The 18,474-nt window shown below is 63.0% G+C and carries 12 protein-coding genes; 5 read left to right on the top strand and 7 right to left on the bottom strand.

The window, feature by feature from the left end:
- Positions 1 to 2 precede the first annotated feature (2 nt).
- On the bottom strand, positions 3 to 827 hold the full coding sequence (locus tag AC57BR_RS20470; RefSeq protein WP_496363923.1) for a sulfurtransferase: 825 nt from the start codon (positions 825 to 827) through the stop codon (positions 3 to 5).
- Between the two features lie 252 nt (positions 828 to 1,079).
- Between AC57BR_RS20470 and AC57BR_RS20465 the strand changes: the two genes are divergently transcribed.
- Positions 1,080 to 2,552: a LamG-like jellyroll fold domain-containing protein gene (locus AC57BR_RS20465; protein ID WP_496363921.1), complete on the top strand. Its 1,473-nt coding sequence runs from the start codon at positions 1,080 to 1,082 to the stop codon at positions 2,550 to 2,552.
- 29 nt (positions 2,553 to 2,581) lie between these two features.
- On the opposite strand, the gene AC57BR_RS20460 is transcribed toward AC57BR_RS20465, so the two are convergent.
- The gene (locus tag AC57BR_RS20460; protein ID WP_496363919.1) at positions 2,582 to 4,072 is read right to left on the bottom strand and encodes an NCS1 family nucleobase:cation symporter-1; all 1,491 of its coding nucleotides are present in this window, start codon (positions 4,070 to 4,072) and stop codon (positions 2,582 to 2,584) included.
- 497 nt (positions 4,073 to 4,569) lie between these two features.
- Here AC57BR_RS20460 and AC57BR_RS20455 point away from each other — a divergent pair, with 497 nt between their 5' ends.
- Positions 4,570 to 6,111 (top strand): acyltransferase family protein, encoded by a 1,542-nt coding sequence (locus AC57BR_RS20455; RefSeq protein WP_496363917.1) that lies wholly within the window; start codon positions 4,570 to 4,572, stop codon positions 6,109 to 6,111.
- 14 nt (positions 6,112 to 6,125) lie between these two features.
- Positions 6,126 to 6,668 (top strand): hypothetical protein, encoded by a 543-nt coding sequence (locus tag AC57BR_RS20450; RefSeq protein WP_496363915.1) that lies wholly within the window; start codon positions 6,126 to 6,128, stop codon positions 6,666 to 6,668.
- A 121-nt stretch (positions 6,669 to 6,789) separates the two neighbouring features.
- Here AC57BR_RS20450 and AC57BR_RS20445 read toward each other — a convergent pair whose 3' ends face one another.
- Complete coding sequence (locus AC57BR_RS20445; protein WP_496363913.1) at positions 6,790 to 9,147, bottom strand: bifunctional polysaccharide deacetylase/glycosyltransferase family 2 protein; 2,358 nt, start codon at positions 9,145 to 9,147, stop codon at positions 6,790 to 6,792.
- Positions 9,148 to 9,481: 334 nt separating this feature from the next.
- On the opposite strand from AC57BR_RS20445, the gene AC57BR_RS20440 reads away from it, so the two are divergent.
- Positions 9,482 to 10,618: a TRAP transporter substrate-binding protein gene (locus tag AC57BR_RS20440; RefSeq protein ID WP_496363911.1), complete on the top strand. Its 1,137-nt coding sequence runs from the start codon at positions 9,482 to 9,484 to the stop codon at positions 10,616 to 10,618.
- A gap of 131 nt (positions 10,619 to 10,749) precedes the next feature.
- Positions 10,750 to 11,751 (top strand): chitinase, encoded by a 1,002-nt coding sequence (locus AC57BR_RS20435; RefSeq protein ID WP_496363909.1) that lies wholly within the window; start codon positions 10,750 to 10,752, stop codon positions 11,749 to 11,751.
- Positions 11,752 to 11,776: 25 nt separating this feature from the next.
- Here AC57BR_RS20435 and AC57BR_RS20430 read toward each other — a convergent pair whose 3' ends face one another.
- The 4 genes from AC57BR_RS20430 to AC57BR_RS20415 all read right to left on the bottom strand — a co-directional run bounded on the left by AC57BR_RS20430 (position 11,777) and on the right by AC57BR_RS20415 (position 18,342).
- Complete coding sequence (locus tag AC57BR_RS20430) at positions 11,777 to 12,247, bottom strand: sensor histidine kinase (RefSeq protein WP_496365194.1); 471 nt, start codon at positions 12,245 to 12,247, stop codon at positions 11,777 to 11,779.
- Positions 12,248 to 12,371: 124 nt separating this feature from the next.
- Complete coding sequence (locus AC57BR_RS20425) at positions 12,372 to 13,352, bottom strand: hypothetical protein (protein ID WP_496363907.1); 981 nt, start codon at positions 13,350 to 13,352, stop codon at positions 12,372 to 12,374.
- Between the two features lie 275 nt (positions 13,353 to 13,627).
- Positions 13,628 to 14,107: a hypothetical protein gene (locus AC57BR_RS20420; protein ID WP_496363905.1), complete on the bottom strand. Its 480-nt coding sequence runs from the start codon at positions 14,105 to 14,107 to the stop codon at positions 13,628 to 13,630.
- 2,012 nt (positions 14,108 to 16,119) lie between these two features.
- Complete coding sequence (locus AC57BR_RS20415; protein ID WP_496363903.1) at positions 16,120 to 18,342, bottom strand: S8 family serine peptidase; 2,223 nt, start codon at positions 18,340 to 18,342, stop codon at positions 16,120 to 16,122.
- Positions 18,343 to 18,474 lie beyond the last annotated feature (132 nt).

Raw genomic sequence — 18,474 nt, 5'->3', positions numbered from 1 at the left:
CGTCAGGCAGTCGCCACGGGCAGGTCGAGGGCGTGCGCGTACTGTGACCAGCCGCCGACGAACAGCCTGCCGCGGCCCAGTCCCAGGTGCTCCAGCACCAGCAGGTTGTGGCAGGCCGTCACACCGGAGCCGCAGTAGCTCACCGTCCGGTCCGCCGATTCGATGCCCGCCCGCTGGAAGTTCCCCAGCAGCTGGGCCTCGGACAGCAGCTGGCCGGCCGGATCAAGGTTCTTGCGGCACGGGACATTCAGCGCCCCGGGAATGTGGCCGGGCCGAGGGTCGACCGGATCGTGCTGGCCACGGTACCGGTCACGATTGCGGGCGTCGACCAGCTGAAACGTTCGGCTGGTGACGTCAGTGATGTCCGCCAGCAGATGCTCCGGCCAGGGCCGCTCCGTGAACGTGGAGCGGACCGGGGCCGCGGCTTCCGTTTCCAGCGGGCCCGTAAAGGATGCGATGCCACCGTCCAGGACTGCCGCGTGGCGGCCGGTGGCCCTGAGCATCCACACCAGGCGGGCAGCGATGACACCGCCGGCGTCGTCATACGCCACCACCACGTCCGCGTCCCCGATGCCGCACTCCCGCATGCCTTCGGCAAACACCGCAGGATCCGGCAGCGGGTTCCGTCCCTCGTCCTGCGAGGCCGGCCCGGACAACCAGCGGTCGAGGTCCACGAACACGGCGCCGGGCAGGTGGCCCCGATCATAGGCGTCCCGGCCGGAGGCGCCGTCGAGATACCAGCGCGTATCCGCCAGCACAATCCGCCGCCGCTGCCCGGCACACCACGCGAGATCGACGAAGGGCGGGATCAGGCGGTTCTCTTCCATCAGCACAGCCTAGGCATGCATCTTGTATTTCGAGACAGCAGTTTCAGCATATGGACACCCGGTGCGGGTGATCCGAGTACCCAATGCAAGTAATTGGAGGGATGGGTCAAAAAATTTGCGTACCCACCACGGTTGTCCGGCCTCCCGACCTCCGGGTAGTTTGCCCTGTACTGGTCGTCGAGATGTGGCCACTGTCGCCGAACAGCTCTATCAGCCTGAACCACAAGTTCAGTCACATCGGAGCGCGGAAAAATGAAAAAGTTCTTACAGTATGGGGTTGTGGGCGGTACCTCGGTATCCCTCATATGGGCGCTGGCGGCGGGGGCCGTCCCCGCCCAGGCAGCGACATGCCAGCCAGGAACCCCCGCCCCGGCCAGCACCTATCCGGGAACAGCGGTGATGGCCAATAATTTCGAATCCGGGAGCCTGGACGGGTTCACATCCACCACTGGAGGTACCGGAACTACGGAAATCTCCTCGGTCCAGGCCCACTCGGGGACCTGCGCCGCACACCTGCATGTCACCGCCGACGCGGGCTCGCTCGCCAACCTCACCACGCCTTTGCCGGCGGGGACGGCGACGGCCTATGCCGACGGCTGGTTTAACATCACCCAGGCCGGGGCGCTAGGCAATGATGTCCCGTACCTCCGGTTCTTCTCCGGCAGCATCCGGGTTGCCGATGTCTACCGCTACAACGACAACGGAGAGCTCTGGCTCCGCGTCACCGCACCTGACGGGACCTCTGCCTTTACCCGGCTGCTCGGTTCAAGCATCCCGCTCGGCGAATGGCATCACGTGGCCATGCGGGCGACGGCGAATGGCACCGCGTCAACAGTGGAGGTGCGGTTTGACGGCACACTGGTGTACTCCAGCAGCCAGGTCGCCACGGGAGCCACCACGCTGGACACGGTCCAGCTCGGCGCGGAACACAACCGCCAAATGGGCGACAGCTACATTGACGACGTCGTCATCAATGCCGCCCCTCGCGCCGCCGCTCCGTCCATCCGCAGTGCCGCGGACGTCGTGGCGGTGGGTCCTGACGGCACGCTGTGGAACTACCCGGCCTCCGGCCAGGGCACGCTCCAGGCCCGGCAGAAGATCGGCGTCGGCTGGTCCGGGCTGGCCAAGGGATTCGTGGCGGACTGGAACAGCGACGGTACGTTCGATGTCATCGCGCAGTGGAAGGACGGCCGGCTAAGCTTCTACCCCGGAAGGCCCACCGGCGGATTCGCACCGGCCCGGGCCATCGGCACCGGCTGGGGCAGTTACCACATCACCGTCGGCCGCTGGCGCAACACCGACCAGCACCCGGGCATCCTTGCCTACGACGCCGCCGGGACCCTCTGGTACTACGGCAACAGCGCCGGGACATCGCTGTCACCCCGCATCAAGACCGGGACCGGCTGGGGAGGCCTGTACCTCACCATGACTGACTTCGACCAGGACGGGGCGCAGGACCTTCTGGCCAAACGCAGCGACGGCCGGCTGGTCCTGTTCCGCTCCACCGGTAACGGCGGCTTCGTCCCGGAATCCAGGCGCGCGGTGGGCAGCGGGTGGAACAGCATCAACAGCATCACCAGCGTGAACGGGTTCACCACCGGAAGCTCCGGGCTCATGACCCGGCTCACCGACGGCCGCCTCGCCCACTACCCCTTCAGCAGGGGCACCTGGGGCGCACGGACCATCGTCGGCTCAGGCTGGAGCAGCTACAACATCCTGCGGTAGGCCGCAGGAGGGGCTCGGCTTCCTCTCGATCAGGGCCTCGGCCCTGGCCGAGAGGAAGCCGATGCCGCATCCGGTGCGGCTTCCGCCTCGGTTGCTGCCCTGACTGACGCAGCAAGTGTCGTGTCATTGCGCGAGATAACGTAGTGCACCGCGGCCGCGAGGATGGCTCCGATGAACCAGGAGAAGGCCGAGAGAGCGGCAAAGAGCGGGACGAGCGCCACCACCACTGCAGGCGCGGCCGAGACGACGAACGAAATGTCGGCTTTGCGGTTCCAGCCGCCCGTGTACGTGTAATAGCCCTGCTCAATGAAGAGGTCCGGCACCAGCACATGCTGCCTGCGGAGCACGTAGTAGTCCACCATGATGATTCCGAACAGCGGACCGAGCAACGCACCGAGCCCGCCGAGGAAAAGGTTGATCACCACCGGACTGTTGAACAGGTTCCAGGGTGTGATCACCAGGGCGATCATTGCGGCGATCAGGCCGCCGCGCCTGAAGTCGATCCGTGAGGGCCAGACGTTCGCCAGGTCGTAGGCCGGTGAGACGAAGTTGGCGACGACGTTGATTCCCAGTGTCGCAACAGCGAAGGTGACGGCGCCGAGCAGGAGGGCCCAGATATTGTCGATCCGCCCCACGATCTCGACCGGGTCGTAGATGTGCTCGCCGTAGACCTTGAATGTTCCGGCAGTGACCACGACGGAGACCACCGAGAAGGCAATGAAGTTCACTGGCAGCCCCCACAGATTCGCCCTGCGCACCGCCTTGCGGGATGGGGCGAAGCGGGAGAAGTCGCAGAAATTAAGCATCAGGGTGGAGAAGTAGGTCACGGTCAGCGCGACGGCGGCAAAGAAGGCGTGCGCGGTGCCCCATTGCGCAGTTCCTCCCGGCAGGTCCAGGGACACGTTCCAGCCCGCGTTGATCAGGATGTAGATGACCAGGAGGCCCATCACTGCCCAGACTGCCGGGCCGGCCCAGTCCTGGAATCTCCTGATCGTCTCCATGCCGTTTCGGAGCAGCAGAAGCTGAAGCGCCCACATCAGCAGGAAGGCAAGCCAGCCGAGGGTGGACTCACCGAGGAAGTTGTTTTCCGTCAGTCCCTTCAGTTCGGGCCAGATCTTCAGGGCGATGATGATGACGGCGCGGGAAGCAAGCCAGGTCTGGATGCCGTACCAGGCGATGGCCACCAGCGCACGGATCAGGGCCGGCAGGTTAGCTCCGAACGTTCCAAACGAGATCCGCGCGAGCACCGGGTAAGGGACTCCGGTCTTCTGCCCTGCATAGCCGGAGAAGTTCATCAGGAAAAAGACAAGAATGATCCCCACAACCAATGCAAGGAAAACCTGCCACGCCCCGAGGCCCAATGCGAAGAGGCCGGCCGCGAAGGTGTATCCGCCGAGCGAATGGATGTCGGACATCCACATCGCGAAGAGCGAATAGAAACCCCACGTCCGATTCTCGGCCGGCGCGAGGTCTTCGTTGTACAGGCGGGCACTGGCACCGGGGGGAATTGTGTGAGACACCAAATCCTCACTTCCCAACTTCCACATTCTGAAATTAAGAATCTGAATGTTCTGCAGAAGGGCATCTGCCAGTGCTAATCTACTCCGTTTTCATTTCCGTGGGCCGGCGAGCCACTCGGATTTGTTTTGTCGTACAAGTACTTAGGTACCACCTGGCACTCAAACTCGAGTAGCCGGTACGGATGATTTGACGCGAGAGCCGTCCTAGCGTGGTTCTAGTGCATCCTATGCTGCTTTCACGGTACGAGATGCAAGTTCGGCCCGCGTAACTGGGTGTCGCAGGGCGCATATAGCCCTCGCCCCGCCCTTCTCCTAACGCATAACGACGGCGGACGTGCGATTTGACTGCTTCGCGGGGTTGAGGTGCTCCTACACATTGCCTGCAGCGTGAACGGGAGCAGAGCCTCGATGCTTCCGGAGGCGAATCCGGCCCTACTAACTCCGCGTAAGGAGTGGCAATGCTAGCAAGTACGTCTCCGCAAGGGGGAACGGCGGAAATGGCATCGCTCGCCACCGGATCCCGCCCAGCTGCTGCCGCCCCGGCACGTACTTCCTCCAGGGACCGGTATCTGGATCTACTGCGTGCGATCGCCTTGGTCCGAGTTGTCGCCTATCATTCGTTCGCCAGCGCGGTCTGGCTGAGCGTGGCTTTCCCATCGATGGGCGTGATGTTCGCACTCGCAGGTTCCCTAATGGCGCGCTCACTTGAACGCCCCGCACTGGGAGTCCTCAGAAGTCGTACCCGGCGCCTGTTGCTGCCGCTGTGGGTATACAGCGCAACGGTCGTGGTCTTGGTGCTCTGGCAGGGTTGGAACCCAGTGGTTCGCGTCGGCGGCTCCTGGCTCCAAGCCCTCCTGTGGTTCATTCCCCTCGGGGACCCGCCGTTCCCGACAAACATCGGCTCCGACGCGGGTCTCGTCGAATCCTCGTGGGCATTTCAGGCCGAAGAGGGCTTGTGGTATATCCGGGCCTACTTCTGGTTCATGCTGTTGTCTCCGCTGCTACTTCAGGCGTTCCGACGGCTGCCCTGGGCAACACTGCTGGCTCCTCTGGGCATAATGGCAGTCCTCAGCATGGGATTCATACCGCTTCCCGCGTGGGGAAACAGCGGCATTACCGACTTCGCCACCTACGGATCCTGTTGGGTCCTCGGCTTCGCCCATTACGACGGCCTGCTGCTCAGGATGCCCCGACGGGCGGTTTTCACCGCGGGAATCGTCCTCATGGCGCTAGGTCTGTTGTGGGCCGCCAGTCACCTCGATGAGAACGGATGGGACCTAAACAACATCCCTCTTGCCCAGGCACTGTGGTCCCTGGGCTTCTGCGCGATGTTACTCCGGATCTCGCCGTCGTGGCAGGCACTGCCCAGACCGATCCGGTTTCTGGACAAGGCCGTCTCCCTCATTAACAACCGGGCCATTACGATCTATCTCTGGCACAACTTGTTGCTGGTGGTCACCGTGGTCGTGATCAACCGGCTCTACGAACTGGACGGCGTCGCCACCGCCATTCCTTGGATTCTAGACAGCGAGTGGACACAGTTCTTCGCTGTCTGGCTGCTGCTCGCCATCATGTTTCTCACCATCGGCTGGGTCGAAGACATAGCCGCCGGACGCCCGTCACAGTTATGGCCCACCGGCTCCCCTCAAAGGTATCCCAAAAGCGAAATCAGGCACCCTGCCAGTCCCCCCGGTGCCGGCGAATCACCGATCACCAGCGGCGATCTAACAGGCATAGCTTTGGCGCGGCAGCCCGGCCCGCTCTACGCATACAAGTGCACACTGCCGGCAGGACGGGACGCTCCGAGGCCGGAACCACGGACCCACGAAGGACGCGACTGGATCCATGTCCTGAGCGGGCGCCTCCGCCTTGTGCTCGGCGATCAGGACGTGATCCTCACCAGCGGCCAGTCAGCAGAAATAGACGCGAAGACGCCCCATTGGTTTGGCCGCCAAGGGACTGACCCGGTTGAGTACGTGCAAATTTCCGGAGAACAGGGCAAAAGCCTCCACCTGAGCGCGGCCGCCACCCGAGTGTGAGAGGTAGAAACCTGTTGAAGCAGCCTGTTACCCTCCTGACCATCACGGCCCTACTTCTATCGGGCTGCACGTCCGCGTCTCCGGAAACAAAACCGACTCACCACCCGGTGGATCAACAGACGCTGAAACCAACACGGCCGGACCACCCGCGTTCGGTTGCCTCGGCTGATCAACTGGCGAGCATCATTAGTAAGAACGAAAAAGCCTGGCGCGACTACGGCGCGAACATCGACTCGTGCAACAAAGCCGCAGAAGGTGTCACACCTGACAACTACATACAGGCTATGGGGTGCATCAAGAATGCCCAGAATGCTGCAAATCTCGCCCGGAGTGCCACCAGCGAGATCCTTGCGCTTGGACCCCCGCCGCCAGAACTCACGGTGCTGGTCACTGACACACTCAACGCCCTCGCACCACTAAGCAAGTCCAACGCAGCAGCCTCCTGTCAGGACGCGACCAGCGACCCGTGCGCCAAGGCCGTGGATCAAATCGACGAGGCAGCGTCCACACTCGTTGAAGTGCTGGACGGGTGGGGGCCATATAAACGGACCGACTGATGCAGCGGCCGCAGCAAACCCAAGCCTTGGACAGCAGGACCGCAGATTACGCTCGTAAACCGAGTGAACCCGCGGTCGCTCCTCCTTATCAAAACCAGCAATATGCAAGCCCAGCAGCATGTCATACGGCGCTCGGAGTTGGCTCCTGCCCCGTTGCAAACGGGAAACCGGCGGCGGCCATCTCGCCTGCTTCGGTGGTTATGGAGAACGAGACACTGTTGGTGCGCTCTGGCCTGTACCAGCCGACGACCCGCCCCCGCAGGGCCTGGAGTGTCGCGCCAAAGATCACGTAGGCACGGAGTGGTTCGTAGATCAACCGGTAGATGGGGACAATGAGCAGGTGGCTGGGGTCTTCCCGGACCATGATTACAGCCACGGTCGAGATGACCATGTGGGTCCCCGCGACGATGACCGCAAAGATGGCGATGGCTTGCCATTCACCGTGGGCAAGGTTGATAGCTGCGACAACGATCGTTATCGGCATGAAAAGCAGAGGAACAATTACTGAGAGCACCGCATACGGCAGGGTGAGGAGTCCCAGCGCCCCGTAGCGGGGATTCAATATCATTCCGCGGTGCTTGTAGATTGTCTGGATGTTGCCATAAGTCCATCGAAGCCGCTGCTTGGCCAGTCCTGTCAGGGTCATCGGGGCTTCCGTCCAGGCGACCGCCTTGTTCTCCTGGACAATCCTGTACCCGAACTGTTGCAGGGTCAGTGTCAAGTCAGCGTCTTCGGCGAGCGTGTCGGTAGAGTAGCCGCCTGCCTGGATGAGTGCTTCCCTTCGCCAGGCAGCACATGCGCCTGGAACGATCGCGATCGCTCCCATGAGCCCTTCTGCCATACGGGTGACGCAGATGCCGGAAAGGTATTCAAGGCTTTGCCAAGCTGTCAGCAGGCTCCGCCTATTACCGACCTTCACGTGGCCGGCAACGGCGCCAATCTTTTTACGGCCCCCGTCTGCGCAGAAATGGCGCGCGAACATTTTTATGGTCTGACGTTCGAACAGTGTGTCGCCGTCCAGGGTAACGACGACCTCGCCTTTGGAGTGGAAAATTCCGTTATTACTGGCTTCGGACTTGCCCCCGTTGGGCTGGTCCAGCACGCGTAGTTGCGGCCAGGACAGGGCATATTCCCTGAGAACATCGAGAGTGTTGTCGGTGGATCCGTCATTAACGGCGACGACCTCAAAGCGCGGGTAGTCGCTGACTTGGAGGGCGGCCAGAGTCTTTTCTACTACGCGCTCCTCGTTATACACGGGCAAGACGACACTGACGAACGGCCAGTCCTCCTCCCGTATAGCGTCCCAGTGGCGACGTTTTTGACGGCGGTTGTTGATCAGCGCCAACACCACGAAGAGGAACGTCAGAACGGTCAGCGACCCGATACCGAACCAGAACAACCACGTGATCAATACATTGGGGGCCACGAGGATGCCCGTATAGGTGGTCAGGGTCAAATGATCGTCCACGCCGGGAGTGATTCGCTGCGGCACGTATCCGCTGGGCAGCAGTGGCTGGACGGTGGTAAAGGTGTAGCCCTTTGCCTTCGCTTGATGTATCAGCGTCTTGAGCATGTTGATCGTTGCGGTGCGGTCACCGCCCCCGTCGTGCAGGAGGACCACGTGGCCCTTGCCGTCGAGTTGAGGCACAGGCACTGGTTCGCCCGGCGTGTGGTCCCAGTCCCGCGTGTCCAGGTCCATGTTGATGTGGAGGAAGCCCAGTTGCTGGGCCTGGAGGAGGGCCAGCGTATTGTTTTCGGGGTCCCCCGTGGGGATGCGGAAGAGCCTGGTGGCATAGTTGTCCGTCGCACGCAGGACTCGATCGGTTCCTATGATTGCTTCCCGGTTATATGTATCGTCGTGCGCCCAGAAGTCGGAGTGGAACATGGTGTGGTTGCCAACCATGTGGCCCTCACGAATTATCCGTCTGAGGACGTCAGGATTCTTAACGATGTTGCTCCCGATCGTGAAGAACGTTGCCGGTGCGGCCTCCTTCGAGAGCAGGTCCAGGAGCTCCGGTGTGAAGCGGGCGTCGGGCCCGTCGTCGAAGGTCAGCATCAGTTGGCGGTCTGCAGGATGGCCGTAACTGTCGATGACGTAAGGGTAATTCCCGATCAGCTCCTTTTCTTCAGCGTTTGCTTCCCGGTACACGGTGTCGCTGAAAGGATCTTTGAGCAGAACCTTGGCACCCCTGCGCTGAACGAGTGCTATCCGGTCGAAGACGAAATCTGTGTCCTTGCCCAGAGTCGGAATGTTGCGCAGATCCGCCGTGGCCAGGAGCTGACGCGGGTAGTCGGGGGACTGGTTCAGTTGCCCCTTCCACAGCGGAGCGGTGGCACCGGGCAGGATCCAGACGGCGGAAAAGACGATTATCGTGATCGCTGCCACAACGCTGTGCAGGATTCGTCGCCATCGTTTGCCGCTTGGATCGAAGAAAACGGGCGCGGAGGCATGGGGGGGTTTTGAACTCGGTTGTGACATGCGCGTACTCAACCCAACTAAAGAGTTCCGGTATGAGACTTCCGGTATTCGAGTTTCGGTTGGGCCGCCCAGCTCGGCCTAGGTACCGACTTCTGTCGGTTTCTGCGTACTTCGAGCCTATGAATGCCGGGGCTGGGAGCGCACGAGTGGTGACTACTCGAATCCTGTACCTGCCCACTACTTGCTTACACAGCTACCCAACGTTCCTCGGAGCCAAAGAGCGGGCCATTCGCCGTCGGTCTTAGCCTGCGAGTTTGCTGTCAGTCGGGGCACCTTTCTTGGTGGGGTCCGCGGTGGGGCGTATCTTTCGAAATAGAGGAGACCATCCTCGTGCTTGACTTGGCGCGAAGCGGAGGGCCTCAGTAGTCGGAAGAAGCCGAAAATGTCCCATTTGCGTGGTGCGGCAGCGGCGGCGATAGTCGTCCTTCTTGGTGCGTCCGGGTGTCAAGCGCTTCCGCCGGTGCAGGGTGGCCGGCAGAACCAGGATGAGGCGACAGTCCTGACCGTTGCGACCGCGGCAGGGCCGGATAGCCGCGCCGCCAGCCAAATTCAGGAGTTCGCGCGACACGTCACCACGTTGTCCTCCGCTGCCCTCCGCGTCGAGCCCGTGCTGAAAGCTGCCGCTGACGAGGCAGACGCCTGGAATCAGGCGGTGGCGCAGTCGACCGAGGGTGGCGACTTCGACATGGCCCTGATTCCCACCCGGACTTGGGCGTCCGAAGGCATAACGTCGTTCGATGCCCTGTCCGCTCCCTTCCTCATCGCATCAGACGAACTTGTCAGCCAAGTGGTCGCACCGGACACCGCCGGTGGTATGTTGGCTGACCTTAAGCAAATCGGCGTCACCGGGCTCGCTCTCTTTCCTGATTCGCAGCGGAGGCTGTTTTCCTTCGCCGGACCGGTTTTCACGCCGTCCGATCTGGCAGGGAAGGTGGTGCGCGCGCCCCGGTCCGCAACCACGTACGCAACGCTGGCTTCGTTGGGGGCCAATCCCCGGACTCTGACAGGAGACCTGTTCGCCGAAGCATTGGCAAGTGGGACGGTGCAGGCGGCGGAATCCTCCTTCATGCGGGCGGAGTCCTATCCCAAAGGGTCGATAACCACCGGCAACCTGCCGCTGTACCCGAAAATAAATACGCTCGTCATCAATAGCGCAACTTATGGCCGCATGACCGCTAATGAGCGACGAATCCTGCAGGAAGCAGCCTCGCAGACCCGTGAGACCGCCAAAGGAGCTATGCACACCGCGGACGAAGCCGCGAGCTACTGCCAGAACGGCGGCACGATCGTGAACGCCACAGAACAGCAGGTGGCGGCCTTCATGGCCGCTGTGGGCCCCGTATACGCTCAACTTGCAAAGGACGCCCAGGCGAGGGCGCTTATAGAAAAAGTCCGTAGATTCACGGGAGCCTCCGAGCCGGACATTATCCCCGAATGCGGCCCCGGAAACGGTGCCCAGCCACTAAGATAGGCCCTACGTCTGTGGACGGAGGCACCTTGCGTCTAGCGACCGGATTAAAACTTCTTGCTGTGGGGGCAACCGCGGCTACCCTGGTTGTCCTTGCGCTCATACTTTCTGGCATCAGCGGCAGGGAACAGAACATGAACCAGCCGAGTCACAGCACCGAAGCTACCCCCGTAGAGAGCGCCGATCCACCGTGGTTCGGAGCTTACTTCGACCTCACACTCGATCCCGCCAAGCGGCTCGCTAATTGGCCCCAGCACGGCCAGGTCACCACACTCCTTTCCTTTATCGTCGCCAATCCCGCCCACCCCTGCGAAGCCTCCTGGGGCGGCCTCTACAGCCAGGAGCAAGCGGGCGAGAAGCTGGACCTGGACGGCCAGGTAGAGCGTCACCGTCTGGACGGCAATGACGTAGCCGTTTCCTTCGGGGGGCAGTTAGGGAAGGAACTGTCCAATGCCTGTACGGACGCCCAGGCCCTGCGTAGGGCCTACGCCGCCGTCATCAGCCGCTATGGGCTGGACGTCGTCGACCTGGACGTCGAAGGCGGGGCGTTGCAGGACTCCGCCGCAGCGAAAAGGCGGGCCACCGCTTTTGCCCAGCTGCAGGCCAGCCGGCAGCCCGGCAAACCCCTGCACGTTTGGCTGACGCTCCCGGTTGACGCTGACGGACTAACCCCTGAGGCAGAGTCGACAGTTGCAACGATGCTTGGCGCTGGAGTCGAGCTTGCCGGTGTCAACGTCATGACGATGAACTTCGAGCCGCTCCAACCTGGACAAAGCATGTTGGACGTGTCCATCAGTGCTGCCGAGGCAACCCACCGCCAAATGGCTGCCCTTTACGGGCAAGCAGGCCAGCAACTCGACCAAGCACTGCTCTGGAAAAAGATCGGACTCACCCCCATGGTGGGTCAAAACGATGTCAGCGGACAGGCACTGAGCCTGCAGGACGCTGAAGGACTAAACAGCTTTGCCTTGGACCGCAGCGTCGGGCGAATGTCCATGTGGTCCCTCAGCCGCGACAGGGCCTGCACTCCTGCCGACAGGAAGGACGCGGCCTCCGCCGCCTCATCAACGTGCAGCGGAGTCCAGCAGAAGAACGGGATGTTCGCAGAACTCCTGGGGAATGGATATACCACGTAGCCAAGCCGGCAAATGGGTGGAGTGGTCAGTCAAGCGGCAGTTGGACAGTCACGCACGTCCCGGTTTCTGTACTTGATTCCACGTCCAAGTAACCGTCTGCCCGCCCGACGACGCGGTGCAATTTCCGAAGTCCGCCCTCCGCGGCTTCTTCGGAGAGTAGTCGCTTGGCGTGAAAGCCTGTGCCGTCGTCCTGGACGCTGAGCTGAATGGTGCCAGGCGCAACATGCAAAAGGACTTTTACTTCTTGCGCGTGGGAATGAGCCAGGATGTTGCGGAACAACTCATCCGTGGCCCTGTAAAGCAAGATGGCACTCCGCCTGTCCACCTCGGCCTCGACATGCCCCACGTCGAGCGCAACCTTGAGTCCAACCGACCGCATCCGGACTGCGAGCCGATCGATAACTCCTGCGAGGCCGAGGGCATGGAAGTCGAACGGATGTGCGTCCACCAACCCGCCGGAGGCCACGACCACTTTCACCGGATGGCCATCAATCATGATGCTCACCGGTGGTTCGATGTTCAGAACTCACCGCTCCATCGTGACCGGTTTTCCTTGGAATTTCCGTGGGGTGGGAGGTGCCGTCCCCCTCCAACTTGGGGGGGATGGCACCTCCTGCCGGCTAATTCCTAAGGAGTGAGTTTCCGTATCCGGCGTCGCACTTGCCGTCGTGGATTACGCCGGCACCGGGCGCCACCACATAGTTGCTCGCCGGGTTGAAGACCGCCGTGTGGACGTCGGTCACGCGGCCGGCGCAGTTGTCTGCACCCTCGGCATCCACGCTCTGGCCACCGATCCACATGTCAATCCAGAGCGTGGAGTTCGTACCCTGAGCGTTCGTCCCCTGGTGGCAGGGGCCATTCTCGGGATCGTTGCCGTCACCGCATGTGTCCTCGACGATGAAATATCGGCGAACGTCCGGCAGGTAGATCCGCGTTCCGGCGGGGAAGTCGAGAACGTCCTTGCCGGTTGCCAGGGAGTGCCCCACCGCAATGGTGATCGGGTCAGCATATGTGCCTGTTCCACCGGCGGCCCGGTGCAGCACCGGATGGCTGATCGACGCCGACCCTACCGGGGTATTGTCGTGCCACGTGTAGGCCGTGGTGTATGCCGTGTTGACAATCTTTTCGGAGGACGCCGGCTGAATAGGTGCGGGCGCCGGTTTGGGGACAGCGGGGACCGGCGTGACACGCTTCGCGGCGGCGGCCGCTGTAGACGCCTTGGCCGCGGACCGCTCAGCCGTCTTCTTGGCTGCGGTGGCCCTGGCTACGGCCACCTGCTCGATGCTGGCCTTCTTGGCTGCCGCCTTCGCTACTGCGTTGGCCTTAGCCTTGGCTGCCGCGCCGGATTTGGCTTTGGCTGCTGTCACCGCTTTAGCCTTAGCTGCCGCACCCGCCTTAGCCTTGGCAGCCTTGGCCTCCGCAGCCGCTACCCTCTGAGACGTGCCGATTTCCGGTCCGCTGCTGGAGCTGGCCTGCACGCCGGCGTTTGCCAGGCCCGCAGCTTGCGGGGATGAGGTTGGGGCGACGGTTGCGGCCCCGCACGCCGGCGTGGCGAGCAGAATCGAGAGCATGGCGGCGGACAGCAGATATTTCCTGCGCATGGGAACTAAATCCTCTTCGGGGGTGCGAAACGGGCAGTCCGAAGGGAGACAGGTCCTGCCCGAAGTGGGTCACGGTCTGCAGCAAAGCAAGGCAATGCCACCTCGGGACTTACCACATGCCACTCGATTCAGAATGTTCTGAAGGGCGTGTGAGCCAACCGGTGACCCAAACGTTACATTGCCCGAAAAAAAGAGGCCAATCCGCGGCGTGTCGCGCGGGGCTCGGCCCAATGCGGCGAGCTCTTGTGACCGTCCCCACAAAGAGCGGGCCGGGTCTACCTGGTGGCCGGTTCATTTCCATAGCCCGTGTCACACTTGCCGTCGTGGATCACTCCCCCTCCGGCGGCCACAACATAGTCGGCACGCGGATTAAAGACCGCAGTCCGCACACCTGTTATTTTCCGGGCACAGCTCCGGGCAGACGCCCTGCTTCCGCCCTCTCCGCTGATCCATAAATCGATCCAGACAGACGCCCCGCCGTACTCCTCCGCCCCCGAGTGGCAGGGCCCGTCCTCCGGAGTGGGTCCGTCACCGCAGGTGTCTTCCACTATGAAATATCGACGCACATGCGGAACGTATATCCGCGTACCGGCGGGGATGTCCAGGACATCCTTTCCCGTCTCCAATGAGTGCCCGACGGCGACTGTCACCGGATCCTCGTAGGTCCCGGTTCCGCCGGCTTCGCGATGCAAAACAGGGTGACTGATGTCGGGTGAACCTGAGGGCGTATTGTCGAACCAGGTGTAGGCCGTCATGTACACATCGGGCACAACCTTCTCAGATGGCGGCCGTGGTGGCGGCATTCCGACGCAGGCGGATGCAATCAAGACCACGGAAAGCAACCCCGCGGCAAGTACGATTATTTTCCGCATTCGGTATCCGCCTCTTACACCGGTTCTGTGGACCCAGGGTGAACGTTACAGTTGGCGGCCGCACCGCGCTACGTACAGACGGGCTTTCAGAGACTGCTCACAGGAATCGGCGGAATTCCCCCAGACTCGAGTGTCCCGATCGCAGTCGCGGTGTCAATCTTCGCCATCAGTGTCAGCAGGCCCTGTCGAATTCGATCGCTGCCACCGCTTGTACGCGCCCTGGCGGCTGAAGCCGGCAGCCTTGGCTATTAGGGCCCACGACGCACCGGCAGCCCTGGCGGTCGCCACTGCAGAGTCCAATCGATCGCTGGCTTCTGCATGTTCGCGTGCGGCCGTCTCCACCGCGGCAAGTGCAGCAGCGATGACTGGATTCCGCGGCGGCAGGTGGGCCCTCCACTCAAGGTGGATGGCGTCTTCAACCTTTCGGGAGGCATTCGGGATACCGTCTAGGGAAATGCTGTCGAGGCTCCCGCCTACATCAACTTCGGCCGGTTCGTCTCGTTCCCACAGACTGCCCTGCCACCCACAGGTGCATGCACCGCGCCAGCCTACGATTTCATTATCCGGCGCTACGTTCTGGTCCGGCGTACAAGCAACCGGTTCATACCGGGCGGATGCGTCATCGGCATGCATTCCATTGCCGCCGGCGGAGGAGGGCAGCCGATCGCGCGCTCCGACGCGCGCGGCCCAACCTTCGTGCCCTCGGTACCCAGTGAACCATCCCACTGCTCTGCAACCCTTCCTGTGGTGATTCGAACATCGGAAGCGGTCCCCGCAGGCGCGCAAGGGACCGCTCCTTTTATTGATCCCGGAAGACGGTGGTGAGAACGCCCTCGGAACCAATGTCTCCCGAACCCGCTAGTTCGATCGCAAGACCTAGTGCGCGTGGACGGGACTAGCTTGTTTGTTTCACGACCCGCTGTAGCGGGCAGCGACTACGAACGGACACACTCGCGTGCCCGGCGAAGAATCCGATCAAGAGCCCTGGAGTGCTCAATAATGACTCGAATTGATGAGGTTAAACGCTCCGCCCCCACCCCTTCCGTTTTTGTTCGGTAAAAGCGGCGTAACAACAACATTATCAAACTACATCAACACTGAAAAGAAGTGATTTCCATTAAGGCAACGCTCTTTATTTATGAGTGATTTCTCATCAACTAGTAATTCATGAGAATTTCCTCAGGAATCCGCGATACACACAGGCATGACCCCTACCGGGCGCGTCTTGCCTGGCCGGGCCGAGGGGCACGCATCTGTATCAAGCCAGGCGGCTGGGCCAACAACGCAGCGCCCACGGCGATAACTAAGCTGACTGCGAACGTCGGCTCTCGTCCGGAGTGGCACCTTAATAGCCGGCCACTAAAGGCATCCCTTAGCGGAACATTGCTAACTATCGGCACAGGGGCATTTCAGTGTAGCGAAGCTGCCTTCTGAAAGCCTATTCTCCGGTTGTTTACAAAGCGGTGATTCCTGATTTTAGGCGCGGAGAAATTTATCCGCGCTTTCCGCGCAGCCCAAGCAGGGCAGAGAGTCAAAGTCCCGACTGTCCCAAGTTAGGATTTCGGCTGCTTTTGCTTTGATTGTGACTGCGGTTCGGCGCGCGTGTGACCGCTAAAGAGAGAGGCGCGATTGTCCTTACAGGTGTATCCGTGCAGAGGATCCCAGCCAACCTGCCGCGATTCTGCCCCTGTGGCTAGAGGACTTTTAGGGTTTAAACAACGCTAGGGGATGGGCAACGTGAGCGCATCCTTTGGGAGTACTCGAATTTCGGCCGCGCGCGCTACTTGGTTACCCGTGTGCACCGCCACCAGCGGGTTTACTCCACTCCGCCCACGTTCGCGCTCGGTGCGCAGACGCCGGTGGGGCTTACGTGTTCGTTCGCGCTCGGTGGGTGCTTATCCCCAGCCGCTGCCGGCGGCCGTCCGGCCGGAGAACCCGCCCAGTCCGTTGCCGTTGTAGAGCCAGAGGGAGCCGTTGGTGTCCACGGACAGGACATCGGTACGACTGTCGCCGCTGTAGTCGCCGCGGCCGGTGATGGTGGTCATGGAGTTCCAGCCGGAACCCACCTGGACCTTGCCGCCAAAGCCGCCCCGTCCATTGCCCGGATAGCGCCACAGGACGCCGGCGCCGTCACGTGCCAGCAGGTCCGCCTTGCCGTCGCCGGTCAGGTCACCGGGGCCCACGACGGCGGTCATGGAGTTCCAGCCCGAGCCCACCTTGGTCCGGGCGAGCCAGCCGCCGCGGCCGTTGCCGGGGTACAGCCAGAGGGCGCCGGTGGTGTCGCGGGCCAGGACGTCGGCTTTCCCGTCGCCGCTGATGTCGCCTGCACCGGCAATGGCGGTGAAGCCGTTCCAGCCCGAGCCCACCTTGACCCGGGCCAGCCAGCCGCCGCTCCCGTTGCCGGGGTACAGCCACAGGGCGCCGGAGGCGTCGCGGGCCAGGACGTCCACGCGCCGGTCGCCGTTGAAGTCGCCGGGGGCCACGAGCGACGTGAAGCCGTTCCAGCCGGAGCCCACCTGCTTGCGCGCCAGCCAGCCGCCGCGGCCGTTGCCCGGGTACAGCCACAGGAACCCGGAGTTCTCCCGGGCCAGGACATCGGCCTTCCCGTCACCGTTAAAGTCGCCCGCGGCGAGGACCGCGTTGAAGTGCAGCACGGCGCTGGCGGCGTCCAGCCGGCCGGCGCCGCAGCCCTGCGGGCAGCCGCCGGTCACGGGACGTGCGGTGCGCTTGAGGCGCGCTTCGACGGCAGCCGGTGTCGCCGTCGGGCCCATCTGGGCCATGAGCAGCGCAGCCGCGCCGGACACGTGCGGCGCCGCATAGGAAGTACCTTCACCAAAGTCGTAGTCTTCGATCTCCGGAGTATCGGGATCGTCCTTGGTGATCGACGGGATGCCGCCGGGCACTCCGCTGTTGGGGTTGTTGGGATCCGTGGGCGTCATGTCGCCACCGGGGGCAGTCATATCGACGACGGATCCGAAGTTGGAGTACGGCGCCAGGGCTCCGGTGGGGCCGCTGGCCGCGACGGCGATGACGTTGCGGCAGTTGGCCGGGCTGGACGTGGCGGCCTGCGTCATCTCGTTGCCTGCAGCCGCGACCACCACGGAGCCCCGGGCCACCGCGGTGTCGATGGCGGTCTGGAACGTCTGCGGGCACCCAGGATTGTCGGGATCGGTGCCGCCGAGGCTCAGGTTGATCACGCGGGCGGGGTTGGGATTGGCCGGCACGCCGTCCACGGGGGCACCGGAGGCCCAGGCGATGGCGTCGGCGACGTCGGAGAGCTGGCCGCCGCAGGGTCCCAGCACGCGGACGGGCAGGATCTTGGCCTTCGGCGCGACGCCTGCAAGGCCTTCATTGTTGCCGGCGACCGCGGCGATGATGCCGGCAACGTGGGTGCCGTGCCAGGAGGATGGCATGGCCGGTCCCCCATCGCCGCACTGGTCCGCGACTGTGGCGTCGCCCGGATCGGTGGGGTCAGCGTCGCGGGCACCGTCGGCGTTGGCAATCATGTCGTAACCGGGCAGCACGTTCGCCATGGATCCAGTGGTTTCGTCAAGGCCCAGATCGCGCTGCTGGGTGATGCCGGTGTCGATGACGGCCACCACCTGGCCGGCGCCCTGGGTGACGTCCCAGGCGCGGGTGGCCCGAACACCCCCGGCGGTCTCCTGAAGGTTCCACTGCAGGGAGAAATAGGTGTCGTTTGGGTCAGCAGCTTTCGCCTGAAGCTTCACGTCCGGTTCGGCGTAGGCGACGGCGGGATCGGCGCGCAGTGACGCCAACAGCTTGTCCGCGTCGCCATCGCCCAGTTCCTTGCTGGTACGGATTACGCGGGCACCGCTGACGGTTGCGCGGACATCCCGGGCTGTGGCCCCGAGCCTGGCAGCGGCCCGGCCGACGGACTCGGCACGGAGCGCGGAGCCGGACCGCGCCGGATCCTTGAACTTCACGATGAACTGGTCCGTGGGCGGGGTGACCACGGACGGCCGGCGCGGGATGGACGGCAGGTGGGGGTCGCCGTCGGCCGCCGATGCGGCAGGCACTATGAGGGCCGATGCCACCAGACCGGCGATGCCGGCGGACATGATGGCAGCAGAGAAACGTGTTCGGCGCATAATCGACATCGAGACCATCCTGTGCGGCGCCCCTCAGCCGCTGGTGCCGGGACGCAATTTGTGAGGCGCGGCCCCCGCCGCAATTCAGTAACGAGTCTAACCCTCGGGTGTGACAGGCGCCCCTCCTGGCCACTGAAGGTT

This window comes from Arthrobacter sp. BGA-UO-ETr-C19 (assembly GCF_059568005.1).
The sequence above is the reverse complement of the archived record's forward strand: the minus strand, read 5'-3'. Positions and strand labels throughout refer to the sequence as shown.